The organism is Streptomyces sp. NPDC096136 (assembly GCF_044763325.1).
Taxonomy (GTDB): domain Bacteria; phylum Actinomycetota; class Actinomycetes; order Streptomycetales; family Streptomycetaceae; genus Streptomyces.
In genome coordinates this window covers 46,407-61,542 of sequence record NZ_JBIWFZ010000011.1, presented here as the reverse complement: position 1 = coordinate 61,542, position 15,136 = coordinate 46,407, and the positions used below count along the sequence as shown (strand labels likewise).

At 73.6% G+C, this 15,136-nt stretch carries 16 protein-coding genes and 1 pseudogene; 4 read left to right on the top strand and 13 right to left on the bottom strand.

All coding sequences use genetic code 11. The features are described from left to right. Nucleotides 1-9 precede the first annotated feature (9 nt). From ACIRBY_RS22765 to ACIRBY_RS22750, 4 genes are all read right to left on the bottom strand, one after another. Nucleotides 10-435 carry an ATP-binding protein gene (locus ACIRBY_RS22765; RefSeq protein WP_403903048.1) on the bottom strand — a complete coding sequence of 142 codons (426 nt, stop codon included), beginning with the start codon at nt 433-435 and terminating at the stop codon, nt 10-12. Continuing rightward, a complete protein-coding gene (locus ACIRBY_RS22760; RefSeq protein ID WP_403903046.1) occupies nt 432-854 on the bottom strand; it encodes a pyridoxamine 5'-phosphate oxidase family protein in 423 nt (140 codons plus the stop codon). The genes ACIRBY_RS22765 and ACIRBY_RS22760 overlap by 4 nt, the downstream gene beginning before the upstream one ends. Then, the gene (locus ACIRBY_RS22755) at nt 851-2,506 is read right to left on the bottom strand and encodes a SulP family inorganic anion transporter (RefSeq protein ID WP_403903569.1); all 1,656 of its coding nucleotides are present in this window, start codon (nt 2,504-2,506) and stop codon (nt 851-853) included. The genes ACIRBY_RS22760 and ACIRBY_RS22755 overlap by 4 nt, the downstream gene beginning before the upstream one ends. Nucleotides 2,507-2,580: 74 nt before the next feature. After that, nucleotides 2,581-2,922 (bottom strand): metalloregulator ArsR/SmtB family transcription factor, encoded by a 342-nt coding sequence (locus ACIRBY_RS22750; protein WP_030860547.1) that lies wholly within the window; start codon nt 2,920-2,922, stop codon nt 2,581-2,583. A 209-nt stretch (nt 2,923-3,131) separates the two neighbouring features. Between ACIRBY_RS22750 and ACIRBY_RS22745 the strand changes: the two genes are divergently transcribed. Beyond that, nucleotides 3,132-3,491, top strand: a complete 360-nt coding sequence (locus tag ACIRBY_RS22745; RefSeq protein WP_403903042.1) for a zinc ribbon domain-containing protein YjdM — start codon at nt 3,132-3,134, stop codon at nt 3,489-3,491. A 111-nt stretch (nt 3,492-3,602) separates the two neighbouring features. Here ACIRBY_RS22745 and ACIRBY_RS22740 read toward each other — a convergent pair. Beyond that, a pseudogene (locus tag ACIRBY_RS22740) lies at nt 3,603-3,837 on the bottom strand (flavoprotein); the annotation flags it as partial. Between the two features lie 6 nt (nt 3,838-3,843). Between ACIRBY_RS22740 and ACIRBY_RS22735 the strand changes: the two are divergent. Further along, complete coding sequence (locus ACIRBY_RS22735) at nt 3,844-4,080, top strand: hypothetical protein (protein WP_403903039.1); 237 nt, start codon at nt 3,844-3,846, stop codon at nt 4,078-4,080. A 95-nt stretch (nt 4,081-4,175) separates the two neighbouring features. On the opposite strand, the gene ACIRBY_RS22730 is transcribed toward ACIRBY_RS22735, so the two are convergent. Together ACIRBY_RS22730 and ACIRBY_RS22725 are read right to left on the bottom strand one after the other, a co-directional pair. Next, nucleotides 4,176-5,294 (bottom strand): fatty acid desaturase family protein, encoded by a 1,119-nt coding sequence (locus ACIRBY_RS22730; protein WP_403903036.1) that lies wholly within the window; start codon nt 5,292-5,294, stop codon nt 4,176-4,178. Nucleotides 5,295-5,301: 7 nt separating this feature from the next. Continuing rightward, nucleotides 5,302-6,357, bottom strand: coding sequence for a ferredoxin reductase (locus tag ACIRBY_RS22725; protein WP_403903034.1), 1,056 nt, complete (start codon nt 6,355-6,357; stop codon nt 5,302-5,304). Between the two features lie 87 nt (nt 6,358-6,444). On the opposite strand from ACIRBY_RS22725, the gene ACIRBY_RS22720 reads away from it, so the two are divergent. Together ACIRBY_RS22720 and ACIRBY_RS22715 are read left to right on the top strand one after the other, a co-directional pair. After that, entirely contained in the window at nt 6,445-7,584 is a 1,140-nt protein-coding gene (locus ACIRBY_RS22720) for a PucR family transcriptional regulator (RefSeq protein ID WP_403903031.1), read from the top strand. Between the two features lie 229 nt (nt 7,585-7,813). After that, nucleotides 7,814-8,221 (top strand): FKBP-type peptidyl-prolyl cis-trans isomerase, encoded by a 408-nt coding sequence (locus tag ACIRBY_RS22715; protein ID WP_403903028.1) that lies wholly within the window; start codon nt 7,814-7,816, stop codon nt 8,219-8,221. An 82-nt stretch (nt 8,222-8,303) separates the two neighbouring features. On the opposite strand, the gene ACIRBY_RS22710 is transcribed toward ACIRBY_RS22715, so the two are convergent. From ACIRBY_RS22710 to ACIRBY_RS22685, 6 genes are all read right to left on the bottom strand, one after another. Beyond that, nucleotides 8,304-8,879, bottom strand: a complete 576-nt coding sequence (locus ACIRBY_RS22710; protein ID WP_403903025.1) for a GAF domain-containing protein — start codon at nt 8,877-8,879, stop codon at nt 8,304-8,306. A gap of 25 nt (nt 8,880-8,904) precedes the next feature. Beyond that, the gene (locus tag ACIRBY_RS22705; RefSeq protein ID WP_403903023.1) at nt 8,905-9,738 is read right to left on the bottom strand and encodes a S8 family peptidase; all 834 of its coding nucleotides are present in this window, start codon (nt 9,736-9,738) and stop codon (nt 8,905-8,907) included. After that, nucleotides 9,735-12,872 (bottom strand): adenylate/guanylate cyclase domain-containing protein, encoded by a 3,138-nt coding sequence (locus ACIRBY_RS22700; protein ID WP_403903020.1) that lies wholly within the window; start codon nt 12,870-12,872, stop codon nt 9,735-9,737. The genes ACIRBY_RS22705 and ACIRBY_RS22700 overlap by 4 nt, the downstream gene beginning before the upstream one ends. Before the next feature lie 66 nt (nt 12,873-12,938). Beyond that, nucleotides 12,939-13,166: an aroma-sacti cluster domain-containing protein gene (locus ACIRBY_RS22695; RefSeq protein WP_403903017.1), complete on the bottom strand. Its 228-nt coding sequence runs from the start codon at nt 13,164-13,166 to the stop codon at nt 12,939-12,941. Beyond that, complete coding sequence (locus tag ACIRBY_RS22690) at nt 13,163-13,825, bottom strand: hypothetical protein (protein WP_403903015.1); 663 nt, start codon at nt 13,823-13,825, stop codon at nt 13,163-13,165. The genes ACIRBY_RS22695 and ACIRBY_RS22690 overlap by 4 nt, the downstream gene beginning before the upstream one ends. Then, the gene (locus ACIRBY_RS22685; RefSeq protein WP_403903013.1) at nt 13,822-14,907 is read right to left on the bottom strand and encodes a radical SAM protein; all 1,086 of its coding nucleotides are present in this window, start codon (nt 14,905-14,907) and stop codon (nt 13,822-13,824) included. The genes ACIRBY_RS22690 and ACIRBY_RS22685 overlap by 4 nt, the downstream gene beginning before the upstream one ends. Between the last annotated feature and the right edge of the window lie 229 nt (nt 14,908-15,136).

Sequence of the window (15,136 nt, the reverse complement as noted above, 5' to 3'; positions counted from 1 at the left end):
TCCTCGGCTTCACAAGGGAAGGGTGATCCAGATGGCCTTGCCTCGGCCGTCCGCATCCGCCCGAACGACGGCGGTGCCGCCGAGCTCCATCGTCATCTCCACCACCATGGCCAGGCCGCTGCCCGGCACGGTGCCGAGCGCACCGAACAGAGCGGGCTGATAGGGGTGACGGTCGTGGACCGCGAACGCAAAAGCGCCGGGTCCGTGGGCGTAGGTCACGGTGATCACCGGTGAGGCTGCGGCGGCGTGACGGACGGCGTTGGTGACCAGCTCGGCCACGATCAGCAGCGCCGGTCCCACGCTCGGATGGCGAAGGCCCACCCCGCATTCCACAAGGACCAGCTCGGTGGTCTCCCGGGCGATACGCACGGCCGAGCCCATGGCCGGCACGTCCAGCACATGCCGGTAGGGCATCGCCTCGACCTGGACGCTCACCGGCCCGCCCCCGAGACCGTACGGGCGAGACGGAACCCGGACACCGACTGGGGGTGCAGGCGCAGCAGGGTGTCGTGGGGGCCGTGGCTCCAGCCGGGCAGGGTGCGCCGGTAGTGGGCGGCCTCGTCCGGGTCGGCGATGACGTCGGCCGGACCGTGGGCACTGACCGTCCAGCCGGTCCCCGCCGGGGTACGGATCTCGTCGACCTGGTAGGTCAGCAGCGCCCGGCCGGGGATCGTGGCGGCTTGTACCGGGGCTCGGACGACGAGGCGTCCGTACTCCATCACGTGCGCGGCGGGCCGTACGACGGCCACCTCCCGCTGGACGTAGACGAGGCGGCCCTGAGCGGCGCCTTCCAGGAGCCACAGGGCTTCGGTGCCGGAGACCTCGATCATGCGGAGGTCGGCGGGGACGGTCATCGTGCGGCCTTCCGGATGCGGTGCGGTCGGTGGTGCGTACGGGGCAGCAGGCCCTCTTGTTCCAGGTACTTGCGGGCCCCGACGATCGCCTCGGGGGTGGTGCCGTACTCCCGGCCCTCCAGACGCAGCAGTTCCAGGGCGCCGACGGCTTCCAGGGCCTGGCGCTGGCCGGGTCGGATGCCGGAGGTCATGACGGCGATGCCGCGCCGGTTCAGCCTCTCCACGGCGTCCTTGAGGACGAGGGCGCCGGTGGCGTCCAGGGTGGTCACCCGCGCCATCCGGAGGATGACCACCTTCACGTCGGCGACCTCGGAGAGTTCGAGGAGGAAGCGGTGGGCGCCGGCGAAGAAGAGCGGTCCGTCGATGCGGTAGGCCACGATGTGCTCGGCGAGCAGGGCGTGTTCCTCGTCGCCGTGCTCGCCGGGCAGGTCGGGCCGGAAGTCGACCTGCTCCATCCGCGCCTGGCTCGCCACCGCCTTCAGGGCCAGGGCCCCGGCGACGACCAGGCCGATGATCACCGCGTACACGAGGTCGAGGATCAGGGTGGCGGCGGCGGTCAGGACCAGGACGGCAGCGTCCGAGCGGGTCGCCTTCGCCATCGCACGCAGCGATCCGACCTCCACCATCCGGACCGCCGTCGCCAACAGCACCCCCGCGAGCGCGGCGAGCGGGATCTTCGAGACCAGAGGGGCGGCAGCGAACACGATCACCGCGAGTACGGCGGCATGGGTCAGTGCGGCGAGGCGGGAGGAGGCGCCGGTACGGACGTTGACTGCGGTGCGCGCGATCGCGGCGGTGGCCGGGACACCGCCGAACAGCGGGGCCGCCAGGTTGGCGATGCCTTGACCGAACAGCTCCTTGTCCGGATCGTGCTGCTGCCCCACCGTCATCCCGTCCGCCACCGTCGCCGACAGCAAGGACTCCAGCGCCGCGAGCGCCGCGACCGCGACCGCCGGCGCCAGCAGCGAGCCGACCGCGGACACGTCGAGGAAGGCCAGTGACGGGGCGGGGAGCCCGGCGGGAAGGGCCCCGATCGGGGCCGCCGAGTCGAGATGGAACAGCCGCGCGACCACGGTCGCGGTCATGACCGCGACGATCGAGAAGGGGACCGTCGGCCGCCACCGTGCCCCGGCCAGCATCACCGCCGCGACACCCAGAGAGAGGCCGATCGCCGTCCAGTTCGGGGAGGCCACGAATTCCACGCAGGCCCGCCACGCCACCAGCAGGACCTTCTCGCCCTCAGGCTTCTCGACCCCGAGTGCGTTGGGTATCTGCTGGAGGCCGATCACGCACGCGATCCCCAGGGTGAAGCCCTCCACCACCGGCGCCGGCACGTACCGCATGTACTGCCCCGCCCGCAGGAGCGCGAGCCCGATCAGGAGGACGCCGGCCATCAGCCCGACGGTGAGGACACCGCCGGGCCCGTACCGGGCGACGATCGGCACCAGGACCACGGTCATCGCCCCGGTCGGTCCGGAAACCTGGAGGTTCGATCCGCCGAACAAGGCGGCGAGCGCGCCGGCGACGACGGCGGTGGCCAGTCCCGCCTCGGCACCCAGACCGGAGGAGACCCCGAATCCGAGCGCGAGGGGAAGCGCGACGATCGCCACGGTGAGGCCGGCCAGCAGGTCTCGGCGGGGGCTGCGGGCCATCACCGCGTAGTCGGCCTGGGCGGGCAGGACGGAGCGAACCCGGCCGAGCACGGCCGTCAGCGCAGTGTTCACACTCACGAGGCCGCAACCTCGGACTCGCGCAGTTCCTCCAGCAGCACGCTCTGCCCCGTCAGGACCTCGGTCAGGATCCTCCGCGCCGCCAGCATCAGCTGCGCCACGTCCCCTCCCGCCAGCTCGTAGACGACCGTCGCGCCGTCCCGGGTCGAGATGACGATCCCCGACCGGCGCAGGACCGCGAGCTGCTGGGACAGGGCGGAGGGCTCGACCTCGATCGCGGCCAGCAGGTCGCGTACGGGCATCGGGCCGTCCTGCAGCAGCTCCAGGACCCTTATCCGCACCGGGTGCCCGAGCATCCGGAAGAACTCGGCCTTGGCCTGGTACAGCGGAACCGGCACGGTCTCGCACCCTTCTCACCACCCCGGACGGGGCAAACGCCTGGTGCCGTGCCCGCGGCTACCTACGGACACAGCACCTGCAGCATCTATGAAATTGCAGAGTTTTGCAATTTGCTATTATGGCTACTCCAGTGCAGGGGTGCCCGTCGGTCGGCCAGCCGGTCCACTCCAGGGCGCACCCGCTTCCCGACGTCCAGAAACCCGCGTGAATGAGCGACAACCTGCCTCCGTGTCCGAAGTGCTCCAGTGAGTACACCTACGAGATGAACGCTCTGGTGGTCTGCCCGGAGTGCGGCCACGAATGGGTACCCGCCGTGAGCGCTGAAGGCGACGCCGGCGCCACCGGGGAGCGTGTGGTCAAGGACGCCGTCGGCAACGTGCTGCGCGATGGCGACAGCGTGACTGTCGTGAAGGCGTTGAAGGTCAAGGGCAGCCCCTCAGGCATCAAGGCGGGCACCAAGGTCCGCAACATCCGCTTGATCGACGGCGTCGACGGCCACGACATCGACTGCCGGATCGAGGGGTTCGGAGCCATGCAGCTCAAGTCGAGCGTGGTCAAGAAGGCCTGACCCGCGGATCGCGCACGCAAGATCGGCGTCTTGGCCGCCCGGAGCACAAGCCGGCACCGGACCGGTCCCCCGTTCCGGTCGCGGCCAGCTGGCCTTGGCGTCGGCCTCGGTTCAGCAGCCGCCGGTGGGGACGGTCGCTGCGCCGATGCGATCGCGGCGGGGGGCGGCGCAGCAGCTGCCACCGCTCTCCTCAACGGCCTCCGGCTCGTCGAAGAGGCCCCGCCCCGCCGCACACGCCCGTTTCAGGGAGGGTGAGTTCGACCCTTTCGGCGGCCTCGCGGTCCCCGGCGAGTGCGGCGGCGACAGCACGCACGTGCTCGGAGCAGGTCACGGCGAGGAAGGTGGGGACGCCGTGACCCTCGAAGAGGCCGTCGCCCAAGTCCCCGCCGTCAAGCTGCGCACTGCCGTCACGGCTCTCGCTCTCGGCGACAACATCATCTCGCAGTGGTGCCACGGCCTGGAAGACCCACACGACCCGCCGCCGACGGACTGGATCAACAGCTACCCCAACGCCGTCGACACCTGGGTCTTCGGCCATCTCCGCGGCCTGCTGCCCGTGCAGGCTTCGAGCCTCGCCGGCTCGGAGTGACTGCACACGCCCGGTGGTCACTCGTCTTCGCCCTCGGTCATGTGCTCCGTGCGTCGCTCCAGGACCTCCCCTGCGAGAGCCGGCGCCCGCTGCAGTCAGGCCGCGACGAGCTCCCGCTCGCGGTCCGGCGTCGCGGCCTTGGGCTTCCTGTTCGGCAGCGAGAGCCGGACGACCTTGCGCCACGCGGAGAACACCTGCTTGGGCAGCGGCCCGGTGACGTACTCCAGCTCGTACTTCTCGAACAGGGCGCGCACCTTCACCGCCACCTCGGCGTACCGGTTGCTCGGCAGGTCCGGGAACAGGTGGTGCTCGATCTGGTGCGACAGGTTGCCCGTCATGAAGTGCATGGCCTTGCTGCCGCTGATGTTCGCCGAGCCCATCATCTGGCGCAGGTACCACTGGCCGCGCGTCTCGCCCTCGATCGACCGGCGCTCGAAGACCTGCACGCCCTCGGGGAAGTGCCCGCACATGATCACCGAGTGGGACCAGATGTTGCGGACCAGGTTCGCGGTGAACGTGGCGGCGAGCGTCGTGAGGAACGACGGGCCCGAGAGGAGCGGGTGGATCACGTAGTCCTTGAGCACCTGCTTGCGGATCTTGCGGCCCACGGCCCTGGCCCGCGCGCGGAACTCCGGGTTCTTGCGGCGGCGCTTGTGCAGGTTCTTGCCGAGTTCCAGGTCGTAGGCGGCGATGCCGTACTCGAAGAAGCAGGCGTTGACGAAGTTCCACAGCGGCTGCCCGAGGTGGAACGGGTGCCACTTCTGGTCCTCGTCGACGCGCATGATGCCGTAGCCGAGGTCGTTGTCCTTGCCGAGCACGTTGGTGTACGTGTGGTGCAGCTCGTTGTGGGAGTGCTTCCACTGGTCGGCCGGCGAGACGTGGTCCCAGTCCCAGGTGGTGGAGTGGATCTTCGGGTCCCGCATCCAGTCCCACTGGCCGTGCAGGACGTTGTGGCCGATCTCCATGTTCTCCATGATCTTCGCCACGGACAGGCCGGCGGTGCCGATCAGCCACGCGGGCGGGAAGATGGAGAACAGCAGGACGCCCCTGCTGACCAGCTCGAGCTTGCGCTGTGCCGAGATGACCTTGCGGATGTAGGCGGCGTCCTTCTCGCCCCGGCTGGCGATCACCTCGTCGCGGATCGCGTCCAGCTCGCGGCCGAGCTCCTCGATCTGCTCCGCGCTCAGGTGGGCGGTGGGGTCGATGGCGGTCAAGGTGCTCCTACCGTTCGATGTCGCAAGGGCCCGCCGCGGCGGACACGCAGGTCTGGATGAGGACGCCCGGGCCGGCCTCGGTGATCTCGCCGGTGCGCAGGTCGCGGACGGCGCCCGCGGTGAGCGGCGTGACGCAGCCGAAGCAGATGCCCATGCGGCACCCGGAGGGCATGAGCACGCCGGCCTCCTCGCCGACGTCCAGCAGCGGCGTGGCGCCGTCCGCGTCGACGGTCCTGCCGGTGGCGGCGAACGTGACCTCTCCACCGTCGCCGGTGACGACGGCGCCGGGGCGGAAGCGTTCCGTGTGCAGGCGCTCCGGGACGCCGTGCTCGCTCCAGTGGTCCTCGGCGGCGTCGAGCAGGCCCGCGGGCCCGCAGGCCCAGGTCTCGCGCTCGGCCCAGTCGGGGACGAGTTCGCCGAGACGGGCGATGTCGAGCATGCCGTCCGTGTCGGTGTGCAGCTCGGTGAGGCGCAGCTTCTTGTCCGCGACCAGGTCGTGCAGGTCGCTGCGGAAGATCACGTCGTGCGGCCGCGGTGCGGAGTGGACCATGACGACGTCGTCGAACTCGGTGTCGCGCAGCATGCCCATCACCGGCGTGATGCCGCTGCCGGCCGTCAGGTAGAGCACCTTGGCGGGCTTGGCCTCCGGGAGCACGAAGTCACCGGCCGCCTGGTCGAGGTGGATCAGCGTGCCCGGCTGCGCCCTGCGGACCAGGTGGTTGCTGACCTTGCCGTCCGGGATCGCCTTCACGGTGATCGTGATCCTGCCGTCCCGGCGGTTCGTCGGCGAGGTGACCGAGTAGGCGCGCCACAGGCGCACCCCGTCGACGTCGACACCGATCCGCACGTACTGACCGGCCGTGTGGCCGCGCCAGCCCCGTCCCGGCCTGATCACGACGGTCGCGGCGTCACCCGTCTCGGGGTGCACGGCCTCGATGCGGCCCCGCAGGTCGGCGCCCGCACGCAGCGGGCTGACCAGGTCGAGGTAGTCCGACGGCAGCACCGGCGTCGTGACCATCTCCAGCAGTTTCCACGCCCTACTGCGGAGGGCTGCACTCGTCATGACCCCAGCTTGATGTGCTTCAGGGGGTAGAGTCCTGTCCGTAGGACGTGAATCTGATCGGCTGAATTGTTCGCAGGGAACAAAGACGTGAGCCATGCAGTCCGGAGGGCCAGCGAACTGGTCCTGGATGAGACGACGGTCACAGCGCTTCGGGCCGTACTGAGGACCACCGCCGACGAGGTCGTCCAGGCGATCATCGACGAGGTCCCGCCCTACGCCAACGCCCTTTCGGGCCGCATGGGCGCCACCATCCGCAGGGCCGTCCGCACCGCCCTGGGCCTCTACCTCGACCTCGCGAGCGGGAACGCCACGGGCGTCGACACCGGCGCCGCGGCCTACGAGCTGGGCCGCGGCGAGGTCCGCGACGGCCGTTCGATGGACGCCCTGCTCAGCGCCTACCGGGTCGGCGCCCGCGTGGCCTGGCGGGGCCTGGCCGCAGGCGCCGTACCCGCAGGGCTGCCCGCCGCCCAGGTCGCCAAGTTCGCCGAGCTGACCTTCGCCTACATCGACGAGCTCTCCGCCGCGAGCGCCGCGGGCCACGCCGACGAACTGGCCGCGCGGGGCCGGGCCCACGAGCGCCACCTGGAACAACTGGCCCGCGACCTCCTCTCCGGCGCGAGCCCGGACGTGCTCCTTGCCGCTGCCCAGCGGGCCGGGTGGCAGCCGCCGGCCTCGCTGACCGCGGTCCTGCTGCCCGCCGCCCAGGCCCGTCCCGCCTACCGCACGCTCGACCCGGGCACCCTTGTCCTCGACGACCTGCCGGACGCCTCCGGCGTGCTGCTCGTCCCCGATGCCGACCGGGCACACCTCCTGAGGCAGCTGCCCGACCGCACCGCCGTGGTCGGCCCGGCCCGGCCATGGACCCGTGCGTCCGCCTCGTACGCGCGAGCCGTACGCGCGCGCTCCCTCTCCTCCGACATCCGCGACACCGAGGACCACCTGCCCGAGCTGGTCCTGAGCGCCGACGCGGACGCGTTCGCCGACCTGCGTGCCCGAGCCCTCGCACCGTTGCGGACCCTGCCGGCCGCGACCGCGCGGCGGCTCGAGGAGACGTTGCGGGCGTGGCTGCTGCACCAGGGAAGGCGGGACGAGGTGGCAGCGGCGCTGTTCGTCCACCCCCAGACCGTCCGGTACCGGATGTCGCAGGTGCGAGAGCTGTTTCCGGATCTCGGGTCGCCCCACCGGGTCCTCGAACTGACGCTGGCGGTCGGTCTCCGGGTGGGCTGACCGCGTGTGCGGCGGTGCGCGCGGGCGCCGGGGCGGTCGCTGCGGCAGTGATCGACAGCGCCTCCGGCAACGAGACGGTGCGAGGCGAGGCGCGCCGCGCCGTGTCCCATGGGGTTGGATGTACTCCGGTCGGCCCGGTGTTCCCGGTGGTGTGATCGTCCACTGCGTGGAGCGACCGGCGCCCGGCTGATCTGTACGAGGGATTCCGGCGGAGAGTGGTGTGGCTGCGATGGGTGGAGCGACGAAGCCCGAGGTCGAGGTTCCGGCGGGTGATGCTCCCCAGGAGCTGACGGTCCGGGACCTCGTCGTCGGGGACGGGCCCGAAGTGAAGGCGGGCATGGTGGTCAAGGTCCACTACGTCGGGGTGACCTTCGAGACCGGGAAGGAGTTCGACTCCTCCTGGGACCGGGGCGAGCCGTACAAGTTCGCCCTGGGCGGCGGCAAGGTCATCAAGGGCTGGGACCGGGGAGTGAGGGGGATGAGGGTCGGCGGTCGGCGCGAGATCGTCGTTCCCCCGCGCCTCGGCTACGGGAAGCAGTCGCCCTCGCCGTTGATCCCGGCGGGGTCGACCCTGGTCTTCGTGGTGGATCTCGTCGACTCGTATTCCGGCACGGCCGGGTGGAGCACGGGCCGGTGAGCCCGGCCGGGCGTCCGGCCGGGGACGGCGCCTGACGGGGGACGGTCCCCGGCCGGGCGCCGTCGCCCGTGGCAGGTGCCGGTCAGTCTCCGAGGACGCGGCGGGCCTCCGCGAGCAGGCGCAGGAGTTCGGCGCGCGACGGGTCCTCCGGGGCTTCCGGGGCCGGCCGGGGGGCGCGGGTGGTCAGGACGTGCAGGGCGACCGCCGCCTGGCGGGCGAAGAGGCCCAGCAGGTCGAGTTCCGGCAGGCCCGAGCGGGCCTGCGGGGACGGGTCGAGCACCTCCAGGACGCCGAGGACCCGGTCCCCGCGGACGAGCGGGGCGGCCATCAGCGCGTTCGGGACGTAGCCGGTGGACTCGGCGATGTCCCGGTCGAAGGAGGCGCTGTCGTGCAGGTCGTCGACCACCATCGGCTCCCCCGAGGCGGCGACCCACCCGGCGATCCCCCGGCCCGCCGGGAACCGCCGTCCCACCAGGAACTCCTGTCCCTGTCCGGAGACGGCTTCGAAGACGAGCTCGTCCGCGTCGAGGAGCAGGATGGAGCTCGCCTGCGCGCCGAAGATGGCGCGTGCGGTGTCCACCACCGACCGCAGGAGCTCGGCCACGGCCGGATCCGGCCGGGGTGCTGCGGACACGGCGGGGGCGATCGTCTGGGTCATGGGGCTTCCCTTCCGGCGCCGGGCGTTACCGGCGCCCGTGGACACGGACGTTGGCTGCGGACAGGTACAGGGCGTTCTTCAGCTGGAACGGCGTCAACCGGGGGCTGCTCGACAGGATCCGCGCGCAGAGCCCCGCGATGAACGGGGTGGCGTAGCTGTTGCCCGAGCTGCGGATCGACGTGCCGCCGAGCCACGCCACCCGGACCTTCTGGCCGGGGGCGAAGAACTCCACCGGGGGCTCGGGGTTGTAGAGGTGGAGGTCCGGGTCGTCCTCCTGGTGGCTGCCGACCGAGATCACCGAGGAGAAGCGCCAGGGGAAGCTCTCCACCCGCGTGTTGTGCGCGGAGGCGACGATCACGGTCTGCTGGAAGTACGCCTCGTCGGCCAGCCGGCGCAGCTCGTCCACGAAGCGCTCGTGGGTGGTGGACAGGCTCAGGTTCACCACGTCGAACCGCTGGCGCACGGCCCACCGGATCCCTTCGAGCAGGACGTCCCCGCTGCCGGAGAACCGGTCTCCGAGCACCCGGACGCTGGAGAGTTCGCAGTCCGGCGCGGTGCGCCGGATGATCCCGGCGCAGGCCGTGCCGTGCCCGCAGGCGTCCCCCTCCTCGGTCTCCTCGACGTGGACCCCGTCGCCGTCCTTGAAGACCCGCCACGACTGGGCGACCGGGCCGACCATGGGGTGGTCCCGTTCGACGCCCGAGTCGACCACGCAGACGCGTACGCCGCGCCCGGTGCCTCCGAGGAGGCCCCTCTCGGGCGGGTCCGGCGGGCCGTCGGCCTCCACGGGGACGTCCGCGGGGCCCCTGCCGCGCAGGCCCCAGGTGAGTGCGGGCGCCACTTGCTGGGCGGTGGTCATCGTGGTGCTTCCTTTCCGACTGCGGTGAGTCGTCCGATGGCTGGTCCGTCGCCGGGCGCGTGGCAGCCGGAGACCAGCGCCTCGGCCTGGCGTACGGCGGGGAGGTGTCCCTTCGCCGCGAAGTGCAGGCGGGCGCGCGTCGCCGCCGCGGCCGCGTCGGCCGGGCGGCCCAGGGCGAGTGCGGTGCGGGCGAGGTCGAGGGCGGCGGTGCCCTGGACGACGGGCGAGTCGGTACGGGCGGCGGTGGCGAGCGCCCTGGCGGCCAGCCGGCCGGCGGTCCCTGCCCGGCCCTGTGCGGCGGCGATCCGGGCCCGCAGGCCGTCGAGGTCCGCCGACTCGGCCCGCGGCCGGGACGGCCGCGCCCCCTCCCCCTCCAGTTCGGCGAGGGTGTCGCGGGCGGTGCGCCAGTCGCCGAGGTCCAGCCGGATGCGGGCGGTGTCCAGCAGGGCGCTGCGCAGCAGCGCCCCGGCGCCCAGGTCCCGTGCGGCGGCCGCGGCCCGCTCCAGGCCCAGGAGCGCCTCCTCCCGGCGGCCGGTCAGGTCGGCCACGGTCGCGGTGAAGATCGGCAGGAAGGCGTCGGCCTCGGCGTAGCCGAGCCGCTTCGCGAGGTGCTCCGCCTCCGCGAGGCAGGCCAGGGCCCCGTCGCGGTCGTCGTGGAGGGCCAGCACCACCGCCAGCGGGCAGTTGAGCGTCAGCCGGACGGCCCGGCGGCCGGACCCCTGCTCGGCGAGGAGCTCGCGGCACCGGGCGACCGCGTCCGCGACCGGCTGGGGGCCGCGCCAGAGCGAGACCCCCGTCGCGCCGAGGGCCGCGGCCCGCTCCGGCTCGGCGTCGGCGCGTACCGCGTGGCCCAGCGTGCGGGCGAGCAGGCGCTCCGCCTCCCGGTGCCGGCCCTGTTCCTGGGCGCGCTGGGCGAGCCGCAGGCAGGCCCTGGCCTGGCCGAGGTCGTCGCCGGCCGCCGCGAAGACCGGCAGGGTGGCGTCGGCGGCCTCCGCCGGCGACCCGTCCGGTCCCGCGGACCGGCCGCCCGAGGCCAGGGCGAGGCGGGCGTGCGCGGCCTCCACCGCGTCCCCGCCGCCGGACCGGGCCTCGGCCAGCACCTCTTCGAGCAGCGCCCGGCCTTCCGTGCCGCGCCCCAGGTCCAGCAGGGTCTGGCCGAGCCTCCGGCGGGCGGCCGTGCTCCCCGGCTCGCCCGCCGCGTACCGGGCCGTGGCCCGGGACAGCACGTCGGCCGCCCAGACGGGGTCGGCGTGGGCCAGGGCCAGCCGCCCGGCCTCGGCGAGCGCGTCGGCGGCGTCCCGGCGCAGCCCGTCGGTGTGCGCGTCCTGGGCGCCCAGCTCGGCCCGGTAGCGGTACGCCTGTTCCAGGTGGCCCCCGACCGCCGCGGCGCCCCGCCCGCGGACCGAGTCCAGTCGGGCCGCCCGTTCGTGCCGGTCGGCCCGGTCCTGCTTGGACTGGCTGGCGTAGACGACCTCCTGGATCAGCCCCCCGGCGAAGCGGAACGCCCCGCCGTCCGGCCTGATCAGGCGGTGCCGGACCAGCCGGTACAGCAGGGGGCGCAGCTCGGACCCGGTCCACTCCGGCGCGGGGTCCCCGGCGAGCGCGGTCAGTTCGTCGGCGGTGAAGTCGCCGCCCAGCACGGACGCCAGGCCCAGGGCCCGGTACTCGGGCGGGTCGAGCGCGTCGATGCGGGCGCCGATGAGGGCCTGGAGCGGGAGCGGGACGCTGTCCGCGGCGACGGGGTCGCCCGCCACCAGCAGCTGTTCCAGGTGCAGCGGGTTTCCGCCCACCCGTGCCAGGACCCGCGGGCCGAGCGGCTCGCCCTCCGCCGTGCCCCCGGTCAGCTCGGCCGCCAGGAGCTGTGCCTCGGCGTCGGAGAGACCGCCGAGGGGCACGGCGTCCAGGACCAGCTCGGGCCGTACGTCGAACAGTTGGGGGCGGGTGAGCAGGACGATCAGCACGGCCGCGTCGGCGAGGGCCCGCAGCAGCCGGTCGAGGGCGTCGAAGAGCGGTTGTGCGGCCCAGTGGCAGTCGTCGATCACCAGGACCACGGGCTGCGCTCCGGAGAGGCCGGCGAGGACCTTGGCGAGCGCGGCGCAGGTGTCCGCGGGCGACGGGTTGGGCGTTCCGTCCAGGAGCAGGCCCTGGTGGAGCAGGTCCGGTTCGGGCGACGGTACGGGCTCGCCGCCGGTCTTCAGCAGGTCGGCCACGGCGTCGGCGAGCGGTCCGAGGCTGGGCTGTTCGCCCCGGGCCCGGCAGCGCCCGACGCCGTGGCGCGGGCCGCCGGCGGTGGCCGCGGTCCGGTGGAGCCACTCCCGCACGAGTCGGGTCTTGCCCTGGCCCGCCTCGCCGCCGACCACCACGCGGTCGGCCCGGCGGGTCCGCACCACACGGTCCAGTGCCCGGTCGAGCAGGGCGAGTTCACCGGTCCGGCCGACGAAGGCGAGGTCGAAGCGGCGCAGCGCCTCCGGGCCCCCGTCCTCGTCCAGGCCGAGCAGGCGGTGGGCGGCGACCCGGTCGCTCTTGCCCTTGAGCAGCAGCGGGCCGGTCTCCGTCGTCCGGACGCCCGGTCCGGCGGCCGCCAGGGTGTCCGGCCCGATGAGGATCTCCCCGGCGGCGGCGTTCTGCTCCAGGCGCGCGGCGACGTTGACCACCTCGCCGGAGACCATCGCCTGCCGCAGGGTCGCCGAACCGGTCACCGCCTGACCGGTGTTGAGTCCGATGCGCATCTCCAGCCGTACGCCGACGCCCTGCTCCAGCCGGGCGTTGAGCCCGGAGAGCGCCTCCCGCATGGTCAGGGCGGCGGCGACCGCCCGGCGGGCGTCGTCCTCCCGTACGGCGGGGACGCCGAAGACGGCCATCACGGCGTCCCCGATGAACTTCTCCACGGTGCCGCCCTGCTCCTCGATCCGCAGCCTCATCAGGTCGAACCAGCGGAGCGTCACCGAGCGCAGGGTCTCCGCGTCCAGTGCTCCGGAGAGCGCCGTGGAACCCACCAGGTCGCAGAAGAGGACGGTCACCACCTTGCGGCCGGTCGGCTTGACCGTGACCGGCCCGGGGGCGCACGGGCTGCCGCAGAAGGGGCAGAACCGGGCGTCGGGCGGCAGTTCGCTCCGGCAGGAGGCGCAGGACATGGATTCCTCCGGTGGACGGGGGCAGCGGGACGTCGGGGCGTTGGGGTCGGAAGGGGGCGCCGGGGGTCAGAAGAGGGCGCCGCCGGCCACGTCGGCGTGGGCCTGCACCTCGGGTGCCGCCGCGTCGAGGCGCCCCCTGATGTCGACGAGCAGGGCCAGTTCCTCGGGGGCCAGGGTGCGCAGGACCTCGTGCTGCTCCTCGCTGAGGGCGTCGAGGTCGAAGCCCGCGGCGGCCAGCGCCTCCAGGGTGGGCTCGGACGGGGCGTCGTCGTACGGCGTGGTGTGCTCGGTCACGGGTGTCCTCCGGGGTCGGCGGCGAGGGAGAGGAAGAGGCGGGTGAGCAGGTTCGCCGTGTGCAGCGCGCTGACGGAGACGGCGGTCTGCCGGTCCGGGTCCGGCGCGAGCCGGTCGAGCACCCGGTGGAGGTCGTCGAGGTGGCCGCCGTCGAGCTCGGCGTGTTCCCTGAGGGTGCGGAACGCCGCGCCGGGGAGCCCGGTGGCCTCGGCGAGGCGGTCGGCGAGCCGGGGACCGGGGGCGTTGCCCTCCAGGACCGCGATGTACCCGAGGAGGGCGGCGGGGTGCTCGTGCTCGATCCGGTAGTACTGCGCCCCGGCGAGTTCGACGACCACGGGGTGCGGGACGGCGGCCGGCCGGGCACCGGCGGCGGCGAGGTCCTCCAACAGCCAGGTGTCGTGGTCGCGCTCTTCCTCGGCGTGGCGGGTGTAGTACGCCGCGAGGGTCCGCGCGGCAGGGTCGTCCAGGTCGGCGCACCGTTCGGCGGCCCGCTCCAGCAGGGGCACCGAGGCGCGGACGAGCGGATGCATGGCGGCCAGGTAGCGCAGGTACCGCTGCCGCAGTCCGTCCGGTCGCCAGAGGGCCGCGGTCGCGGCCCTCAGGACGGTGGTGGTGGGCGTGAGCTTGGTCCTGAGCGCGAGGGACGCGGTGGCGGTCATCGGGAGCCCTCCTCCGGTGCGGGAAGCGTCTCGACCAGGTGGGCGTAGCGGGCGCAGCCCATACGGCTGACCAGGGCGGCGGGTCCGGCGGCGAGCTGCTGCTGGGCGCCGAGCCGGTCGAGGAGCTCGCCGACCCGGCCGCCGGCGTCGCGGGCCGCGCCCGCGAGGACCTCGGGGCGGTCGGCGAGGGCGTGGCAGCTGCGGCAGTAGCCGGCCGGGGCGGGCTCGGTCCCGTAGCGGGCGTGCAGCCGCCGGGGGCCGACGGAGCGGAGCAGGCGCAGCACCGGGGAGCCGAGGGAGCGTTCGCGGACGGCCTGCCAGTCGTCGTCGGCGATGTGTCCGAGGCGCAGGTGCGGGGGAACGGGGCGGCGGTCGACCGTCCACTGGTTGCAGCAGGCGGCCACGGTCCCGTCGAAGGCGACGACCGGCCAGGCCGCGAGGGTGCACGGCGCCGCCACGGAGCCGTCCGGTCCGGGCGGTGTGGCCCGGACGAGGCCTGCGGCGCGGCCGAGCGGCCGGACCTCGTTGACGAGCAGGGGCACCCGGCCGCCGAAGGCGCGGCGGACGTCCGCGACGGCCTCCGCGAGGTACGGGTCGTCGGGCCCGGTACCGGTGAGGTGGACGCTGGCCGGGATCCCGGCGTCGAGCACGGCCCGCAGGGCGCGCAGCACGTCCGCCCGCGGGACCTCGCGCTCGTGGTGGACGTCCATGCTGGCCGAGAAGTGGTCGAGGGCGGTGATCGCCCGCATGATGCGGTCCGGGACGCGCCCGTCCCGGGCGAAGAACATCCCGCTGAGCAGCGCCACCCGGGAGCCCGCGGCGCGGGCGAGGCCGGCCAGGCGGGCGGCGAGTTCCGGCAGCAGCAGCGGTTCGCCGCCGGTCAGCATGACCACCTCGGGGCGGTCCTCGGCGCCGAACGAGCCGACGAAGCGCAGCAGGTCCTGCGGGTCGGGCTGGTCGGAGGCGGTCATGGAGGAGTTGGTGGAGCAGTGCGCGCAGCTCATGGGGCAGCGGCGGGTGAGCGCCACCAGCAGTCCGCCACAGGGCACCGGCCTCAGGCCGATGAGCTCCGCGAGCTCCACGTCTCTTCCTCCGTAGCTCGTACCGCGCGCTCGGGTCGCGCGCGTGCATGGCCCGGATCGTGCCCGTGCGCGGCAGGCTTCCGGTTCACGAACGCCTGGTGATCGGTTCATCCGCAGGTCAGGGCGGCCGGAGGGCGGGGCGCGACAGGGCGTGCGGCGGGGCTCGGGGGCCGTACCGCGTCGGTGAGCTCGGCGTATACCGGTGCCGAACCGGTGGCCAGGCGTTCCC